This window comes from Kitasatospora sp. NPDC092039 (assembly GCF_044756065.1).
In the GTDB taxonomy this organism is placed as follows: domain Bacteria; phylum Actinomycetota; class Actinomycetes; order Streptomycetales; family Streptomycetaceae; genus Kitasatospora.
This window is the reverse complement of record NZ_JBIVSD010000004.1, coordinates 60,500-77,676: the sequence shown is the minus strand read 5'-3', so window position 1 is coordinate 77,676 and position 17,177 is coordinate 60,500. Positions and strand designations below refer to the sequence as shown.

At 74.0% G+C, this 17,177-nt stretch carries 12 protein-coding genes; 8 read left to right on the top strand and 4 right to left on the bottom strand.

What is annotated here, in order from left to right; all coding sequences use genetic code 11:
- Window positions 1-53 precede the first annotated feature (53 nt).
- From ACIQI7_RS09915 to ACIQI7_RS09900, 4 genes are all read right to left on the bottom strand, one after another.
- Complete coding sequence (locus ACIQI7_RS09915) at window positions 54-2,483, bottom strand: DUF3488 and DUF4129 domain-containing transglutaminase family protein (protein ID WP_401107065.1); 2,430 nt, start codon at window positions 2,481-2,483, stop codon at window positions 54-56.
- Window positions 2,480-3,802 carry a DUF58 domain-containing protein gene (locus ACIQI7_RS09910; RefSeq protein WP_387748924.1) on the bottom strand — a complete coding sequence of 441 codons (1,323 nt, stop codon included), beginning with the start codon at window positions 3,800-3,802 and terminating at the stop codon, window positions 2,480-2,482. The genes ACIQI7_RS09915 and ACIQI7_RS09910 overlap by 4 nt, the downstream gene beginning before the upstream one ends.
- A gap of 1 nt (window position 3,803) precedes the next feature.
- The gene (locus ACIQI7_RS09905; protein WP_401107061.1) at window positions 3,804-4,853 is read right to left on the bottom strand and encodes an AAA family ATPase; all 1,050 of its coding nucleotides are present in this window, start codon (window positions 4,851-4,853) and stop codon (window positions 3,804-3,806) included.
- 270 nt (window positions 4,854-5,123) lie between these two features.
- A complete protein-coding gene (locus tag ACIQI7_RS09900; protein ID WP_401107059.1) occupies window positions 5,124-5,666 on the bottom strand; it encodes a beta-class carbonic anhydrase in 543 nt (180 codons plus the stop codon).
- Window positions 5,667-6,203: 537 nt separating this feature from the next.
- Between ACIQI7_RS09900 and rsmH the strand changes: the two genes are divergently transcribed.
- From rsmH to ftsW, 8 genes are all read left to right on the top strand, one after another.
- Entirely contained in the window at window positions 6,204-7,178 is a 975-nt protein-coding gene (gene rsmH, locus ACIQI7_RS09895; RefSeq protein WP_401107057.1) for a 16S rRNA (cytosine(1402)-N(4))-methyltransferase RsmH, read from the top strand.
- 157 nt (window positions 7,179-7,335) lie between these two features.
- Complete coding sequence (locus tag ACIQI7_RS09890) at window positions 7,336-7,848, top strand: hypothetical protein (protein WP_401107055.1); 513 nt, start codon at window positions 7,336-7,338, stop codon at window positions 7,846-7,848.
- 73 nt (window positions 7,849-7,921) lie between these two features.
- The gene (locus ACIQI7_RS09885; protein WP_401107052.1) at window positions 7,922-10,165 is read left to right on the top strand and encodes a penicillin-binding transpeptidase domain-containing protein; all 2,244 of its coding nucleotides are present in this window, start codon (window positions 7,922-7,924) and stop codon (window positions 10,163-10,165) included.
- Between the two features lie 7 nt (window positions 10,166-10,172).
- Window positions 10,173-11,825 (top strand): UDP-N-acetylmuramoyl-L-alanyl-D-glutamate--2,6-diaminopimelate ligase, encoded by a 1,653-nt coding sequence (locus ACIQI7_RS09880; RefSeq protein WP_401107050.1) that lies wholly within the window; start codon window positions 10,173-10,175, stop codon window positions 11,823-11,825.
- The gene (gene murF, locus ACIQI7_RS09875) at window positions 11,822-13,225 is read left to right on the top strand and encodes a UDP-N-acetylmuramoyl-tripeptide--D-alanyl-D-alanine ligase (protein WP_401107047.1); all 1,404 of its coding nucleotides are present in this window, start codon (window positions 11,822-11,824) and stop codon (window positions 13,223-13,225) included. Before ACIQI7_RS09880 ends, murF begins: the two co-directional genes overlap by 4 nt.
- Entirely contained in the window at window positions 13,225-14,286 is a 1,062-nt protein-coding gene (gene mraY / locus ACIQI7_RS09870) for a phospho-N-acetylmuramoyl-pentapeptide-transferase (RefSeq protein WP_355249882.1), read from the top strand. The genes murF and mraY overlap by 1 nt, the downstream gene beginning before the upstream one ends.
- A complete protein-coding gene (murD, locus tag ACIQI7_RS09865) occupies window positions 14,283-15,746 on the top strand; it encodes a UDP-N-acetylmuramoyl-L-alanine--D-glutamate ligase (RefSeq protein WP_401107043.1) in 1,464 nt (487 codons plus the stop codon). Before mraY ends, murD begins: the two co-directional genes overlap by 4 nt.
- Window positions 15,747-15,861: 115 nt before the next feature.
- Window positions 15,862-17,175 (top strand): putative lipid II flippase FtsW, encoded by a 1,314-nt coding sequence (ftsW, locus tag ACIQI7_RS09860; protein ID WP_387748948.1) that lies wholly within the window; start codon window positions 15,862-15,864, stop codon window positions 17,173-17,175.
- Window positions 17,176-17,177: the final 2 nt, after the last annotated feature.

The window sequence follows — 17,177 nt, the reverse complement described above, 5'->3', positions numbered from 1 at the left end:
ACGAAGCCGGGGCGGGCAGTCGGTCGACTGCCCGCCCCGGCTTCGTGTCCGGATCAGGACTCCGGGGTGGACCGCTCGCGCCGGGTGAGGAGCCGCCGCACCGGCGCGGACACCGTCCCGACCGTCCGGCCGACCGCGGTGCCCGCCGCCGTGCGGGCCGCCCGCACCGCGTCGGAGATCCGCCACCACAGCTGCGCCGAGGACGGCGGCAGCAGCAGCGCCCTGGTCCGCCCGGCCCGGCCGGCGGTCGCCCGCAGGCCGCGCCGCACGGTGCGGACGTCGGCGGCCAGCGGCTCCGGGGAGGGCTGCCCGGGCGGGGCGTAGAGCACCCGCTCGGTGGCCAGCGCGAGCCGGCCGGTGGCCGCCGCCGAGTCCTCGTCCAGCCGCGCCTCCTCGGCGATCCGGCGGGCCGCCGAACGCGGGGTGCGTGACTCGTCCGGGGGAATTCCGAGGTCCCAGGCGGAGTCGACCAGCTCGTCCCAGGCGGCCAGCACCTGGGCGTCGGTCAGCTCCGCCGGTCGGCCCCCGCCGGGCCCGCGCCGCCCACCGCCGCCCAGCCGGCGGCGGCGCACGGCGGCGCGCCAGAGCATCGGGACGAGCAGCAGTGCGATCAGCGCGAGCACCGCGGCCAGGGTGCCGAGCACCTGGCCGGAGAGCAGCCAGGAGTCCTCGGCGGCCCTGGCGACGGCCCGGTCCTGGGCGCCGCACTCGCCGAGCTGGCGCTGCTTGGCGGTGCAGTCCGAGGCGGCGGTCGGCGCCGGGGCGGCCGCGGTGGGCTGCGGGGCGGCGGTCGCCTGCTGGGTCGGCGCGCTGGTCGGAGTGCTGGCCGGCTCGGTGTAGCGGGCCGGGACGCCGCGGCTCGGGGTCGGCTCGAAGCGCAGCCAGCCGTAGTTCGCGAAGTACAGCTCGGGCCAGGCGTGGTACATCCGGCCGGTCACCGAGTAGACGTCGCCGCCCTTGTTGTCGCCGGGGGTGAAGCCCACGGCCACCCGGGCCGGGATCTTCAGCGTCCGGGCCATCGCCGCCATGGTCGAGGCGTAGTGCACGCAGAAGCCCCGGCGGTCGCGCAGGAAGACGGCGATGGCGTTGCTGCCGGTGCCGCCGCTGACCGTGGTGTCGTACTTGAAGTCCGGCCCGGTGAACCAGTTGACCAGCGCCGTCGCCCGGTCGTAGTCGTTCTGCGCGCCGGCGGTGACGGTCCTGGCCTTCTCGGCGACCACGGGGGGCAGGTCGGTCGGGAGGGCGGTGTAGCGGTCCCTGACGTCCTGCGGGGCGGTGGCCGCGAGGCGCAGCTCGGCGGCGGTGGGCCGCAGGTCCAGGGCGCTGACGTGGTAGCGCAGGTTGCGCATCGCCTTGTCGTTGGCCGGCAGGACGGTACGGGTCAGCGGGTCGAGCCTCCAGTCCCCCCGGTTGGGGAGCTGGACGGCGGCGGCCGGGTACGGCATCGGCAGCCAGCTCCCCTCCAGCCGGTCGGTGACCGTGAAGTCGCCCTCGATCCGGGGGACCTGGGCGTTGCGCAGGCCCTCCGGCGTGGGCAGCGTGGCCGGGAGGTCGCTGACCGTGGTGCTGCCGAGCTTCCAGTTGGTGCCGTCGAACTGGTCGAGCGAGCCGGTCCGCAGGTAGATCTGGTCGGCCAGCGGGCTGTCCAGGGTGTAGTTGAGCAGCTCCGCGTCGCTGGGCTTGGTGATCGCGGCCTCCAGGCTGACCAGCGGGTCGAGGCTGGTCGCCAGACTCCCGCCGGCGCCCTTGCCGTTCGACCCGCCGGAGCCGGAGTGCAGCAGCCCGGAGCTCCAGTGCGGCAGGACCACCGGCAGCAGCAGCGCCACCGCCAGGGCAAGCACGCCGACCTGCCGGCCGCCCGGGCTGACCCGGGCGGACTCCACGGAGCCGCGGGCGCCGCCGTGGAACACCCGGCCCCAGCGGGAGACCCGGTCCTGGCCCTCGGCGAACAGCAGCAGCAGGTAGCCGGCCGCGGCGGCGGCGAACCACACCCAGCTGCCGTGCTCCCCGGCCAGGCCGTTGCCGACCGAGTACAGCGCCAGCAGCGGCAGTCCGGCCAGCGCCGAGCGCCGGTAGGTCACCGCGACGGCGTCGACCGCGACGGCGATCAGACCGATCGCCGAGACCAGGATCAGCCGCAGTCCGGGGGTGGGCGGAGCCGGGATGGCGTACTGCTGTATGTCGTCCAGGCCGGAGGCGAGGACCTGGTCCAGGACCCGCATCGTGGCCGGCCCCGGCAGCACCCCGCCGGCACCGGCGAAGCCGAGCAGCATCAGCAGGAGCAGCGCCAGCAGCTGCCCGACCGGCACCGTCCAGCGGTACAGCGGGGAGCGGCGCAGGCCGGCGCCGACCCCGGCGATCACGGCGATCACCAGGGCGGCGTGGGTGAGCCAGCCGCGGTTGGTGAGCAGCGGCATCATGCACAGCGCGGCGAGGGCGGTGGCCAGCGCCGAGTAGACGGTCAGTTTGGCCCGGGTGGTCACGCGCCGGCCTCTTCTCGGTAGGGGGCGGTCGTCCTGCTGCCGTCGGCGGCCCGCCACAGGTCCGGTACGGAGTCCCCGGCGCGCACCGGGATCACCGTCCAGCCGGACTCGCGCAGCTGCCGCACCCGGGCCTGGAAGTCGTCGCCGCCGGTGTCCGGGGCGAGCATCCGCAGGCCGGCCCAGGTGCCGGTGTCCAGCAGGAAGGCGATCGCCCCGCCGGCGCGGCTGCGCAGCCGGCCCAGCCGGGCGGCCTGGGCGTCGTCCAGCTCGCCGAGGACGGCGACCAGCAGGCCCTCGCCGCCGGTGCGCAGCGGGTCCTCGGCGCGGGAGAGGGTGCCGCCGTCGGACAGGTCGGCGACGGCGAGGGCGTCCAGGATCAGCCCGGAGGCGTCGGCGGTGCCGTGGCCGCCGCCCGCGCCCGGGCCGGGCACCGACTGCCCGGTGTCGGTGAGCAGCCGGGTCTGGTAGCCGCGCTCCAGCAGGTGCACGGCGACGGAGGCGGCGCAACCGACCGCCCACTCGAAGGAGGAGGCGGGGCCGCTGCCCCGGTGGGCGATCTCCCGGGTGTCCAGCACGACGGTGGCCCGGGCCTGCTGCGGCTGCTCCTCGCGGCGCACCATCAGTTCGCCGTACTTGGCGGTGGAGCGCCAGTGCACCCGGCGCAGGTCGTCGCCGGGCCGGTACTCGCGCAGGATCACGTCGTCGTCGCCGGCCAGCGCCAGGGTGCGGCTGTGGCTCTCGCCCTGGCCGATCCACTCGCCGCTGAGCCGGACCGACTGCAGCGCCTGGACCTGGGGGACGACGGTGAGGACGTCCGAGGCGGTGAAGGCGCGGGTGACCTCGCACATCCCGAACGGGTCGGACAGCCGCAGCTGGAGCGGCCCGAGCGGGTAGCGGCCGCGCAGGTCGGAGCGGACCCGGTAGGAGACCTCGCGGTGGCCGCGCGGCTCGACCCGGTCCAGCACGAAGCGCGGGCGCGGCCCGAGCACGTACGGGACCCTGTCCTCCAGCAGCAGCACCCCGGTGGGCACCCGGGAGACGTTGTCGACCCGCAGGTGGACCCGGGCCTCCTGGCCGGCGACCGCCCGGCGCGGGCTGAGCCGGCGTCCGCTGGCCACCCGGTAGCGGGTGTTGGCGACGACCACCACGGCGACCAGCGGCAGCGCGGCGAGCAGGACGCCGACGCGCAGCAGGGCGTCCTGGTCGAGCAGGTAGGAACAGACCACCGCGGTGACCCCGGCGGCGAGGAAGGACCGCCCCCGGGTGGTGAGGCCGCGGAACCCGGCCCGCAGCCCCGATGCGGAGTCGGACTCGGCCACCTCAGCCCCTCCGGACGGCCGGGCCGCCCTGCGGGCGCGGCAGCGGCAGCCGGGCGACCAGGTCGGCCACGATCTGCTCGGAGGTGCGGCGGCTGAGCTGGGTCTCGGCGGTCGGCATCAGACGGTGCGCCAGGACCGGCACGGCGAGGCGCTGGATGTCGTCCGGGGTGACGTAGTCGCGGCCGTCCAGCGCGGCGGCGGCGCGGGCGGCCCGGACCAGGTGCAGGGTCGCGCGCGGCGAGGCGCCCAGGCGCAGCTCGGGGCTGGTGCGGGTGGCGCCGACCAGGTCGACGGCGTAGCGGCGGACCGGGTCGGCGATGTGCACGGTGCGGACCAGGTCGATCAGCTTGAGGATGTCGGAGGCGTGCGCGACCGGCTGGAGGTCCTCCAGCGGGCTGGCGCCGGCGTGCACGTCCAGCATCGCGAGCTCGGCCTCGGGGCTGGGGTAGCCGATCGAGATCCGGGCCATGAAGCGGTCGCGCTGGGCCTCCGGCAGCGGGTAGGTGCCCTCCATCTCGACCGGGTTCTGGGTGGCCACGACCATGAACGGCGAGGGCAGCTCGTAGCTGGTGCCGTCGATGGTGACCTGGCGCTCCTCCATCGACTCCAGCAGCGCCGACTGGGTCTTGGGCGAGGCGCGGTTGATCTCGTCGCCGACCACGACCTGGGCGAAGATCGCGCCCGGGCGGAACTCGAAGTCGTGCCGCTGCTGGTCGTAGATGTTGGTGCCGGTGACGTCCGAGGGCAGCAGGTCGGGCGTGAACTGGATGCGGCGCACGGTGCAGTCGAGCGAGCGGGCGAGCGCCTTGGCCAGCATGGTCTTGCCGACGCCGGGCACGTCCTCCAGCAGCAGGTGGCCCTCGGCGAGCAGGACGGTCAGGGCGATCCGGACGGCCTCCGGCTTGCCCTCGATCACGCTCTCCACGTTGGTGCGGACGCGGTCGACGACCGCCGCGAGCTCGGGGAGCCCGACCGGCTGGTACCCGTTCGCCCTCTGCTGCCCGCCCCCCGCGGGACTCCCGAGTCCGGCCTGGTCGTTGTAGCTCGTCACCCGTTTACGCTCCCTGGCACCCTGTGCCCGCCCCGTCCCGAGGCCGGACCCCACCCCATGCTTGACGCGGCCGTCCCGGGGGCGGTTCCGAAGGGGTCCCGGCGCCGGGAAGGCGGCCTGCGGCCTGGCCGCCCCAGGTGGTTCGGGGTCCGACCGGCAGGCGCATTCTCCCTCGTGCGACGGCCGGAAGTCACCATTCGGAGGCGCCCGAATGCCCGGACGCCCGGACCCCGGGACGCCGTCGGCCGGGCGGGGTCCGGGCGGGAGGACTCAGTCGATCTCGCGCAGCAGGCCGGTGTGGACGTCGAAGACGAAGCCGCGGACGTCGTCGGTGTGCGGCAGGAAGGGCGAGGTGCGGACGCGCTGCATGGACTGGCGGACGTCGCCGTCCAGGTCGACGAAGGCCTCCACCGCCCACTGCGGGCGCTGGCCGACCTCCAGTTCCAGCTCGCGGCGGAAGTCCTCGGTGAGCCCGAGCAGGCCGCAGCCGGTGTGGTGGATCAGCGCGATCGAGCGGGTGCCGAGGGCGCGCTGGCTGATGGTCAGGGACCGGATGGTGTCGTCGGTGACGACGCCGCCGGCGTTGCGGATGACGTGCGCGTCGCCGAGTTCGAGGCCGAGCGCCGCGAACAGGTCCAGGCGGGCGTCCATGCAGGCCACCACGGCGATCCGCTGCACCGGGCGGGCGTCCATGCCGCCGTCCCGGAAGTTCACCGCGTAGGCGCGGTTGGCCGTGACGAAGCGGTCGATGACGGTCGGTCCGGCGGGTTCGGCAGCGGCGTTCGGCGAGGGCCGGTCGGGTGTCACTGTCATGGTGGCGACGTTAGTGCGGTGCGGGCCCGCGCGGTGGGGCGGAGAGCTACAGAACGGGGCGCCGTGACCGAGCGCATGGCCACAACGGGAGGGTTCGTCCGGGCTGCTCCCGCAGTGGCCGCACGCGGTGGCGGGCAGGGGGCGCGCGCCCGTCGCCGAAGGCCCCCGATCCGTACCGTCGCCGGACCGCGCCGACGGCCGCGACCTGCGGTGATCCGTACCGCCGCCCGGGTGGTGCGCCGGAGCGGACCATTGACTGCCGGGGCCCGCGCGATAGAGTTTGCGGCGCAGTGGAGCACACCCGCCGGGGCCCGTCAACGGGGCCTTCCCGGCCGGTGCGGCCGGTCGACGCGGTCCGTGGCCTCCACCCGCTCCGTGCTCACCTGGCGCACCTTCCCCGGCGCCGGGCGGTCACGACCTTCCCCTCGAGCGGGCGGGGACCACGGGCCGCTTCGTCGTGCCGGGGCACGGTGGGCGAGAATGGTCGCAGCTCCCGGACGTCGGGCTGCTCCGCACCGAGGAAGGGCGCCACCGCGCATGACCACCAACGAACCGGGCCCCAAGCACGTTCCGGTGATGCTCCAGCGGTGCGTGGACGCGCTGGCCCCGGCGGTCTCGCGCCCCGGCGCCGTCGTGGTGGACGCCACCCTCGGCCTCGGCGGGCACAGCGAGGCGCTGCTGACCCAGTTCCCGGAGGTCCGGCTGGTCGCGGTGGACCGCGACCCGGCGGCGCTGAAGCTGTCCGGCGAGCGGCTGGCCCGGTTCGGCGACCGGGCCACCCTGGTGCACGCCGTCTACGACGAGATCCCCGAGGTGCTGGAGCGCCTGGGCATCGACCGGGTCGACGGCGTCCTGTTCGACCTCGGGGTCTCCTCGATGCAGCTGGACGAGGCGGACCGCGGCTTCGCGTACGCCCAGGACGCGCCGCTGGACATGCGGATGGACCAGACCCGGGGGATCAGCGCGGCGGAGGTGCTGAACACCTACAGCCACGGCGACCTGGCCCGGATCCTCAAGGTGTACGGCGAGGAGCGGTTCGCCGGGAAGATCGCCTCGGTGATCCTCCGGGAACGGGAGAAGGAACCGTTCACCAACAGCGCGCGTCTGGTCGAGTTGGTGCGCAACGCGATCCCGGCGGCGACCCGTCGGACCGGCGGGAACCCGGCCAAGCGGACGTTCCAGGCGCTGCGGATCGAGGTCAACGGCGAGCTGGAGGTCCTGGACCGGGCGATCCCGGGGGCGCTGGACGTCCTCGCGGTCGGCGGCCGGATCGTGGTGATGTCCTACCAGTCGCTGGAGGACCGGCTGGTCAAGCAGTACCTCGCCGCCGGTGCGACCAACACCGCTCCGCCGGGGCTGCCGTTCATCCCGGAGGAGCACCAGCCCTGGCTCAAACTGATCACCCGCGGTGCCGAGCTGGCCACCGAGGAGGAGATCGAGGAGAACCGGCGCGCCGCGCCCGTACGGCTGCGGGTGGCGGAGAGGATCAGGGACCGAAGCAAGCGGGGCTGACGAACCGGCCCCGGCGGGGTCCGAAGGGCGGAGGAGAGCGGTGGGGCCGGTGGCCGGTGAGGTCCGGGCGGGGCGGGGAGGACTCCCCGGGCAGGGCAGGGCGCGGATCACGGTCCGGCCGGGCAGGCGTCCGGTACGGGGGCGTACCCCGTTCGCGGTGCTCATCGTGGTGCTGCTGGCGGCCGGGCTGCTCGGCCTGCTCGCGCTGAACACCGCGCTCAACGAGGGCTCCTTCGAGCTGTCCCGGCTGCAGAAGCAGACCACCGTGGCGACCGACGAGCAGCAGGGCCTCCAGCACGAGATCGACCAGAGCTCGGCGCCGGACGCGCTGGCCAGGCGCGCCGCCGAGCTGGGCATGGTCCCGGCCGGCGGGATGGCCTTCCTGGACGTCCCGAACGGCGGCAAGGTGGTCGGCACCCCGGGCCCGGCGCAGGACAGCCCGCCGGTCAAGCGCTCCACGGCCGAGCCGTGGCCGACCAGGGCCCAGTCCGGCGCGGCCCAGCCCGCCGCCGGGCCGTCGACGGCCGCGCCCCAGCCGAGCGGCGCCCCGGCGCCGGCCGCACCGCCGCCGGCGCCGACCCCGGCGGCGTCCGCCGGTGACGCGGTGATCCAGCTCAACCCGGTCTCGCCCGCCGCGACCGCCAAGCCGAGCGGGGGTGCGGCCCGATGAGCGGGCGGAACGAGCGGACCAGCAGAGGGTGCGCCGAGTGCGAAGCGCCCGCCGAGCGCGGCGAGGTGGTCGCATGAGCACTCCACGTCAGCCCTCCGGAGGTTCCGGCGGCGGCAACGGCCGCCGTCCGGTGCCCCGGAGCGCCGCGCCGCGCGCGCAGTCCGGCACCGGCCGCGGCCAGCCCGCGAAGGGCCAGCCCGCCAAGGGGCAGCAACCGCCCAGGAGCCAGCCCGCCAAGGGCCAGCCCGACCGCGCTCAGCCCGCCAGGGGCCAGTCCGCGCGGAGCCAGCCCGCCAAGGCCCAGCCCGCCCGGTCGGCCTCCGCCGGCCGTACCCCGCGGGCGCCGCAGCAGCGCCGCCCCGAGGGACGCCCGCCGGCCCGCGGCCAGGCGGCGGTGCGCCCGAAGAGCCGTCCGCCGCTGCGCCCCAAGGCGCTCAAGCTGGCCGAGCCCAAGCGCCGGCTGCGGGTGATCGGCGTGGTGCTGTCGCTGGTGCTCTCCGTCTTCGCGGGGCGTCTGGTGCAGCTCCAGCTGGTGGACGCCGACGCGCTGGCCGCCGACGCCAACACCAACCGCTACCTGAACATCCCGATCACCGCCGAGCGCGGCTCGATAACGTCCTCCGACGGGGTCGCCCTGGCGGCCACCGTGGACGCGTACGACATCACCGCCGACCCGGCGATGTTCACCCCGGAGGCGACCGGCATCCCGGACGCGCCGGAGCAGGCGGCCGCGCTGCTGTCGCCGATCCTCGGCGTGCCCAGGGAGAAGCTCGCCGCCGACCTGCACACCCCCAAGAGCCGTTACAAGCGGCTCGCGGCCCAGCAGACCCCGGTCGCCAAGAAGCAGATCAGCGACCTCAAGTCGGGCCTGGAGAAGCAGGCCGGCTCGCGGGCCTGCCAGGCCCAGAAGAAGCTGCTCGGCAAGCCCGCCGACCAGGGCGGGCGCACCCGGGTGGACAACGAGTGCGCCAACCCGCTGGCCGGGGTGTTCAACCGGGAGACCCAGAAGCGGATCTACCCGGCGGACGGGCTGGCCGCCAACCTGGTCGGCTTCGTCAACGCCGAGGGCGAGGGCGCCGGCGGCCTGGAGCTCCAGTACCAGAAGCTGCTGGCCGGCAAGGACGGCCACAGCAGCTACGCCCAGTCGGGCGGGCGGCTGGTGCCCACCGCCGGGGGCTCGATGGAACCGGCCGTGCCGGGCAGCGACGTCAAGCTGACCATCGACCGGGACATCCAGTGGGCCGCCCAGCGGGCGATCACCGACCAGGTCGCCAACTCCGGCGCGGAGAAGGGCTACGTGGTGGTCCAGGACGTGAAGACCGGTCAGGTCCTCGCGATGGCCACCGCGCCCGGGTTCAACCCGAACGACCTGAGCCTTTCCAAGCAGGCCAACCTGGGCAACCCCGCCCTGGCCGACGCGTACGAGCCCGGCAGCACCGCCAAGCTGATGAGCATGGCCGCCGTGCTGGACTCCGGCAAGGCCACCTGGGACACCAAGGTCACCGTGCCCAACCGGCTGGTCCGGGCCGGGCAGCAGTTCAAGGACGACGTCGACCACGACACCTGGTACCTGACGCTGGCCGGGGTGCTGGCCAAGTCCTCCAACATCGGCACCATCGAGGCGGTGGAGACCCTCGGCGGCGGCGACCAGCTGGAGGCCAACAAGGTCCTGGACGGCTACATGCGCAAGTTCGGCGTGGCCGAGCCGACCGGCCTGGGCTTCCCCGGGGAGACCGCCGGGAAGCTCAAGAAGCCGGAGGACCTGGTCGCCTCGGAGAAGTACAACATCTCCTTCGGCCAGGGCCCGATGCAGATGAACGCGCTGCAGGCCACCTCGGTCTACTCGACCATCGCCAACGGCGGGGTGCGGGTCGCGCCCAGCATCGTCCAGGGCGTCACCGACCCCGACGGCAAGTACAAGCCGAGCAGGCCGGGGGAGCAGACCCAGGTGGTCAGCCCGGAGACGGCCAGGACGCTCACCTCGATGCTGGAGTCGGTCGTCGACGACGAGCAGGGCACCGGCGGCAAGGCCGCCATCCCCGGCTACCGGGTCGCCGGCAAGACCGGCACCGCCAACCGCGGCGCCGCCAACGGCGTCGGCTACGACGGCTACACCGCCTCCTTCATCGGCTTCGCCCCCGCCGACGCCCCCCGCTACACCGTCTCCTGCACCCTCCAGGGCCCGGTCAACGGCCACTTCGGCGGCCAGCTGTGCGGCCCGGTGTTCAAGCAGGTGATGGAGTTCACCCTGAAGACCATGCAGGTCCCGCCGAGCGGCAGCCCGGCACCCAACCTGGCCGTCGACTGGAAGCCGTGAGCGAGCGATGAGCAACGAACCGGCCGGGCCGGAGCACGGCGCGGCGCAGGGCCGGTTTGGCCCTGGACACCCTTCGGCGGATAGCCTTCCCGCCGTGCCGAAACCCGATCAAACCACCGTGAGTCCGCCCCGCCCGACCGGGACCACCGCCCTGCCGCTCGCCGAGCTGGCCGTCGAGCTGGGCCTGCCGCCCGTCGAGGGCGGCGCCGTCAGCGGCGTCACCCACGACTCCCGTGCGGTCCGTCCGGGCGACGTGTACGTGGCCTTCCCGGGCGCCAACCACCACGGCGCGGCCTTCGCCGCCAAGGCCGCGGAGTCCGGCGCGGTGGCGGTGCTCACCGACCCGGCCGGCGCCGAGCTGGCGGCCGGCACCGGCCTGCCGCTGCTGGTCGTCGACCGGCCGCGGGCCGTCATGGGCGAGCTGGCCGCGATCGTCTACGGCCGCCCCTCCCAGCGGCTGCTGATGATCGGGCTCACCGGCACCAACGGCAAGACCACCACCTCGTACCTGGTCGAGGGCGGCCTGCGCGGCGCCGGGCGCAGCCCGGGCGTGATCGGCACCGTCGAGATGCGGGTCGGCGAGGAGCGGATCAAGAGCGAGCGCACCACCCCCGAGGCCACCGACCTGCACGCGATCCTCGGCGTGATGGCCGAGCGCGGCGCCGACGCGGTGACCATGGAGGTCTCCAGCCACGCCCTGGTCTTCGGCCGCACCGACGGGGTCGCGTACGACGTCGCGCTGTTCAACAACCTGACCCCCGAACACCTCGACTTCCACCCGGACATGGAGGACTACTTCCAGGCGAAGGCCCGGCTCTTCCACCCCGGCAAGTCCCGCCACGGCGTGGTCAACCTGGACGACGACTACGGCCGCCGGCTCGCCGCCGAGGCCAAGATCCCGGTGACCACCTTCTCCGCCACCGGCGACGCCGAGGCCGACTGGCGGGCCGTGGACGTCCGGCTCGGGCCGGTCGGCTCCACCTTCAGGGTGCTGGGCCCGGACGGTGCGGGGGCCGACGCCTCCGTGCCGCTGCCCGGCCCGTTCAACGTCGCCAACGCGCTCGCCGCGATCACCGCGCTGGTCGCCGCCGGGCTGCCGCTGGAGCGCGCCGTGGCCGGCGTCGCCGCCGTCCCCGGGGTGCCGGGCCGGCTGGAGCGGGTGGACGCCGGACAGCCGTTCGTCGCCGTCGTCGACTACGCGCACAAGCCGGACGCCCTCAGGGCCGTCCTCGCCTCGCTGCGCGAGGTCACCGAGGGCCGGCTGCACGTCGTGGTCGGCTGCGGCGGCGACCGCGACCCGCACAAGCGCGGCCCGATGGGCGACATCGCCGCCCGCCTCGCCGACACCGCCCTGCTGACCAGCGACAACCCGCGCAGCGAGGACCCGCTGGCGATCCTCGCCACCATGCTGACCGGTGCCGCCGCGGTGCCCGAGGCCGAGCGCGGGGCCGTCCTGGTCGTCCCCGACCGGGCCGAGGCGATCAGGCTCGCCGTCGCCCGCGCCCGGGCGGGGGACACCGTGCTGGTGGCCGGCAAGGGCCACGAGCTCGGCCAGTACGTACGAGACGAGATCCGCCCCTTCGACGACCGGGAGGTGCTGCGCGAATCCATCGCGCAGACCGCGGCCGCGCGGGGCGACCGAGGAGTAGAGCAGCAGTGATCGCACTGACCCTCGCCGAGGTGGCCGCCGCCGTCGGAGGCACCCTGGACGGCGCCGACCCGGACGCCCTGGTCACCGGCCCGGTCGAGATCGACTCGCGGAAGGTCAGCCCCGGCGGCCTGTTCGCGGCCTTCGTCGGCGAGCACGTGGACGGCCACGACTACGCGGCCAAGGCGGTCGAGGACGGCGCCGTCGCGGTGCTGGCCTCCCGTCCGGTCGGCGTGCCCGCCGTCCTGGTCGACAGTGTGGTGGAGGCGCTCGGCAGGCTGGCCCGCACCGTGGTCTCCCGTGCCGAGGGCACCACCGTGGTCGCGCTGACCGGCTCGGCCGGCAAGACCAGCACCAAGGACCTGATCGCCCAGCTGCTCCAGCGCCTCGGCGACACGGTCTACCCGCCCGGCTCGCTCAACAACGAGATCGGCCACCCGATGACCGCGCTGCGGGTCGAGGACGACACCCGGCACCTGGTCATCGAGATGGGCGCCCGGCACAAGGGCGACATCGAGTACCTCACCTCGATCACCCCGCCCCGGATCGGCCTGGTCCTCAACGTCGGCACCGCCCACGTCGGCGAGTTCGGCTCCCAGGAGGCGATCGCCGAGGCCAAGGGCGAACTGGTCGAGGCGCTGCCCGCCGACGGCGCCGCGATCCTCAACGCGGACGACCGGCTGGTGCGCGCGATGGCCTCCCGCACCAGGGCGAAGGTGGTCCTGTTCGGGGAATCCCCGGACGCCCACGTACGGGCCACCGGCGTTCGCCTGGACGCCACCGGACGGCCATCGTTCACGCTCACCACCCCGGCCGGTTCCGCGCCCGTGCAGCTGCGCCTGTACGGTGAGCACCACGTCTCGAACGCCCTCGCCGCCGCCGCGGTGGCGGTGGAGCTCGGGATGTCCGTCGACGACACCGCGGCAGCCCTGGGCGAAGCGGGTGCGCTGTCCCGCTGGCGCATGGAGGTCGTCGACCGGGCCGATGGTGTCACCGTCGTGAACGACGCCTACAACGCGAACCCCGACTCGATGCGGGCCGCGCTGCGGGCGCTGGTGTCGATGGGGGGCCGGGGCCCGGAGCGCCGCCGCACCTGGGCGGTGCTCGGCGAGATGCGGGAGCTCGGCGAGGAGAGCCTGGCCGAGCACGACGCCATCGGGCGGCTCGCCGTCCGGCTGGACGTCACCAAGCTGGTGGCGGTCGGCGGACGCGAGGCGGCCTGCATGGAACTCGGCGCGAGGAACGAAGGTTCGTGGGGTGAGGAGTCGGTGCTGGTGTCCGACGCGGACGCGGCGGTCGAGCTGCTGCGCAGTCAGCTTCGGCCGGGGGATGTGGTCCTGGTGAAGGCTTCCCGTTCGGTGGGGCTGGAGAAGGTGGCCGAGGCCCTCCTGGCGGACGGTGTGGCCGAATAATGAAGCAGATCCTGTTCTCCGGGATGATCGGTCTCATCCTGTCGCTGCTCGGCACCCCGGCGCTGATCAAGCTGCTCGCGAAGCACGGCTACGGCCAGTACATCCGTGACGACGGCCCCAAGGCGCACCACAGCAAGAAGGGCACGCCCACCATGGGCGGCATCGCCTTCATCCTGGCGACCCTGATCGCGTACTTCGCCACGAAGGCGATAACGGGCGAGAGCCCGACGGCCTCCGGGCTGCTGGTGCTCTTCCTGACCGCGGGCCTCGGCCTGGTCGGCTTCCTGGACGACTACATCAAGGTGGTCAAGCGCCGCTCGCTGGGCCTGCGGGCCAAGGCGAAGCTGGCCGGCCAGTCGATCGTCGGCCTCGGGTTCGCCGTCCTGGCGATGCAGTTCCCGGACGACCGCGGGCTCAACCCGGCGTCCCAGAGCCTGTCCTTCGTCCGGGACTTCAAGTGGGCGATCGGCCCGGTCCTGTTCGTCATCTTCGCGTACTTCATGATCGCCGCGATGTCGAACGGCGTGAACCTGACGGACGGTCTGGACGGCCTCGCCACCGGCGCCTCGGTGATGGTCTTCGGCGCCTACACCTTCATCGGCATCTGGGAGCACACCCAGAGCTGCGCCTACGCCATCACCGCGACCGCCAACTGCTACGACATCCGCGACCCGCTGGACCTCGCCGTCGTGGCCTCCGCCCTGATGGGCTCCTGCTTCGGCTTCCTGTGGTGGAACACCTCGCCCGCCAAGATCTTCATGGGTGACACCGGCTCGCTCGCCCTCGGCGGCGCCCTGGCCGGTCTGGCGATCTGCTCCCGCACCGAGCTGCTGCTCGCCCTGCTCGGCGGCCTCTACGTGATCATCACCCTCTCGGTGATCATCCAGGTCGGCTCCTTCCGGATGACCGGCAAGCGCGTCTTCAAGATGGCGCCGTTGCAGCACCACTTCGAACTCAAGGGCTGGACCGAGGTCCTGATCGTGGTCAGGTTCTGGATCATCCAGGGCCTCTGCGTCGCCGTCGGCCTCGGCCTGTTCTACGCGGGATGGGTGACCGGATGACCGACCCCGACCTGACCGGCCCGGCCAACCCGGACTTCGACGGCCTGCCGGTCGCCGTCGCCGGCCTGGGCGTCTCGGGCATCAGCGCCGCGCGCGTCCTGCACGGCCTCGGCGCCCGGGTCACCGTCGTGGACGGCGGCAGCGGGCCCGGCCTGGCCGTCCGGGCCGCCGAGCTGGAGGCGCTGGGCGTCACGGTGCGGCTCGGCGACGGCGCGAGCCTGCCCGAGGGCACCGAACTGGTCGTCACCTCGCCCGGCTGGGCGCCGGACAGCCCGCTGTTCGCCGCCGCCGAGGCGGCCGGCGTGCCGGTCTGGGGCGACGTCGAGCTGGCCTGGCGGCTGCGCAGGCCGCTGCCGGGCACCGGCGAGCCCGCCCCCTGGCTGGCCGTCACCGGCACCAACGGCAAGACCACCACCGTCCAGATGCTCGCCTCGATCCTCACCGCCGCCGGCCGGCGCACCGCCGCGGTCGGCAACGTCGGGGTCTCGGTGCTGGACGCGGTGCTCGCCGAGGAGCCGTACGACGTGCTCGCCGTCGAGCTCTCCAGCTACCAGCTGCACTGGGCGCCCTCGCTGCGCCCGTACTCGGCGGCGGTGCTCAACCTGGCGCCGGACCACCTCGACTGGCACGGCTCCATGGAGGCGTACGCCGCCGACAAGGGCCGGATCTACGAGGGCAACGTGGTCGCCTGCGTCTACAACCTGGCCGACCCGGCCACCGAGGCGCTGGTCCGCGAGGCCGACGTCGAGGAGGGCTGCCGGGCGATCGGCTTCGGCCTCGGCGCGCCCGGCCCGTCGAACTTCGGCGTGGTGGACGGGCTGCTGGTGGACCGCGCCTTCGTCGAGGACCGGGCCAAGAACGCGGCCGAGCTGGGCGCCGTGTCGGACGTGAACCCGCCGGCCCCGCACAACATCGCCAACGCGCTCGCCGCGGCGGCGCTGGCCCGGGCGTACGGCGTCGAGCCGAAGGCCGTCCGGGAGGGCCTGCGGGCCTTCCGCCCGGACGCCCACCGGATCGCCGAGGTCGGCGTGGTCCGCGAGGTCGCGTACATCGACGACTCCAAGGCCACCAACACCCACGCGGCGGCCGCCTCGCTGGCCGCCTACCGGCCGATCGTCTGGATCGCCGGGGGCCTGGCCAAGGGCGCGACCTTCGACGACCTGGTGCAGGGCGCGGCCGAGCGGCTGCGCGCGGTGGTGCTGATCGGCCAGGACCGCGCGGTGATCCGGGAGGCGCTGGAGCGACACGCTCCGGATGTGCCGGTGATCGAGGCGGCCGAGGGCCAGACTGGCGCGGTGGCGATGACCGAGGTCGTTCGAACGGCCGCGTCGCTCGCCCGATCGGGTGACACGGTGCTGCTGGCGCCGGCCTGCGCCTCGATGGACATGTTCACCAACTACGGCGAGCGCGGCGACCTCTTCGCGGCGGCCGTCCGGGAGCTGGCGGACTCCGGCGAGTGAGCCCCTCGGGTCCTGGCGGCCCGGAGGCGGACGAGCCGTAAGACGGGAGCGGGGAGCGGTGGCGGGGCAGGGCAGAGCGGATTCCGGCGTTGCGAAGCGGGACGCCGCGGAGCCGATGAGGGTGATCTCCGCCACCACGACCAAGTACAAGTCGGCCGGTCCGCTGGCCCGGGTCCAGGCCTTCCGGGCCCGGGTCCGGTACTGGCTGGACCGGCCGCTCGCCCCGTACCTGCTGGTCGTCGGCAGCACCCTGCTGCTGGTCGTGCTCGGCCTGATGATGGTCTTCTCGGCCTCGCAGATCCTCGCCCTGAACCAGCACCACACGGCGCAGTACTACTTCCTCAAGCAGCTGATCGCGGCCATCCTCGGCCTGGTCCTGCTGATCGGCTTCGCCTCCGTCCCGGTGGCGGTGCTGCGGGTGATCACCTACCCGGTGATGATCGGGGTGATCGGCGCCCTCACCCTGGTCGCCATCCCCGGCATCGGGGTGCGGATCAACGGCAACCAGAACTGGCTGGATTTCGGCTTCTTCCAGTTCCAGCCCTCGGAGTTCGCCAAGCTCGCGCTGGTGCTCTGGGGCGCCGACCTGCTCGCCCGCAAGCAGAAGGCCGGCACCCTCAACTCCTGGAAGCACCTGCTGGTGCCGCTGGTGCCGGGCGCCCTGCTGCTGCTCGCGCTGATCATGTTCGGCGGCGACATGGGCACCTCGATGATCCTGGTGGCCATGGTGTTCGCGCTGCTCTGGATGGTCGGAGCGCCACTGCGGCTGTTCGTGGCCACCCTCGGGGTGGCGGTCGTGGTCTGCACCGCCCTGGTGGTCACCGTCCCGCACCGGGCGGAGCGGCTGAGCTGCATCGGCGTCACCAAGATCGACCCGGAGGGCGCCTGCTTCCAGGCCCTGCACGGCGTCTTCGCGTTCGCCAACGGCGGTGGCTTCGGCACCGGCCTCGGCGCCGGCGTGGAGAAATGGGGCCAGCTGCCCGAGGCGCACACCGACTTCATCTTCGCCGCGACCGGTGAGGAACTCGGTCTGGTGGGGACGCTGTCCGTCCTCGGTCTCTTCGCGGCACTAGGCTACGCGGGTATCCGTGTGGCCATCGGTACGAAGGACCCCTTCGTCAGGTACGCCGCGGGAGCCGCCACCACCTGGATCATGGCGCAGGCCATGATCAACCTGGGGTCGGCACTGGGACTGCTGCCCATCGCGGGCGTCCCGCTCCCGCTGTTCTCCTACGGCGGTTCCGCCATGCTGTCGGCCATGTCCGCGGTCGGAGTGCTGCTGTGCCTGGCACGCAGCGCCTCGGGCGCGAAGGCGGCCCTGGCCGCCCGGAGCAAGAACTCCCGGATCAGGAGACAACTGGCCCGGGTGCTGCCACGACGACGAACCACAGCGCGCCCGGCCCCGGGGCCGGCACGCAGGGAGCGGTGAAT

Coding starts and splice junctions, on each gene's coding strand:
- ACIQI7_RS09885 (WP_401107052.1), top strand. CDS start 7,922: ATGAGCACTCCACGTCAGCCCTCCGGAGGTTCCGGCGGCGGCAACGGC.
- ftsW (WP_387748948.1), top strand. CDS start 15,862: ATGAGGGTGATCTCCGCCACCACGACCAAGTACAAGTCGGCCGGTCCG.
- ACIQI7_RS09880 (WP_401107050.1), top strand. CDS start 10,173: ATGAGCAACGAACCGGCCGGGCCGGAGCACGGCGCGGCGCAGGGCCGG.
- rsmH (WP_401107057.1), top strand. CDS start 6,204: ATGACCACCAACGAACCGGGCCCCAAGCACGTTCCGGTGATGCTCCAG.
- murD (WP_401107043.1), top strand. CDS start 14,283: ATGACCGACCCCGACCTGACCGGCCCGGCCAACCCGGACTTCGACGGC.
- mraY (WP_355249882.1), top strand. CDS start 13,225: ATGAAGCAGATCCTGTTCTCCGGGATGATCGGTCTCATCCTGTCGCTG.
- ACIQI7_RS09900 (WP_401107059.1), bottom strand. CDS start 5,666: ATGACAGTGACACCCGACCGGCCCTCGCCGAACGCCGCTGCCGAACCC.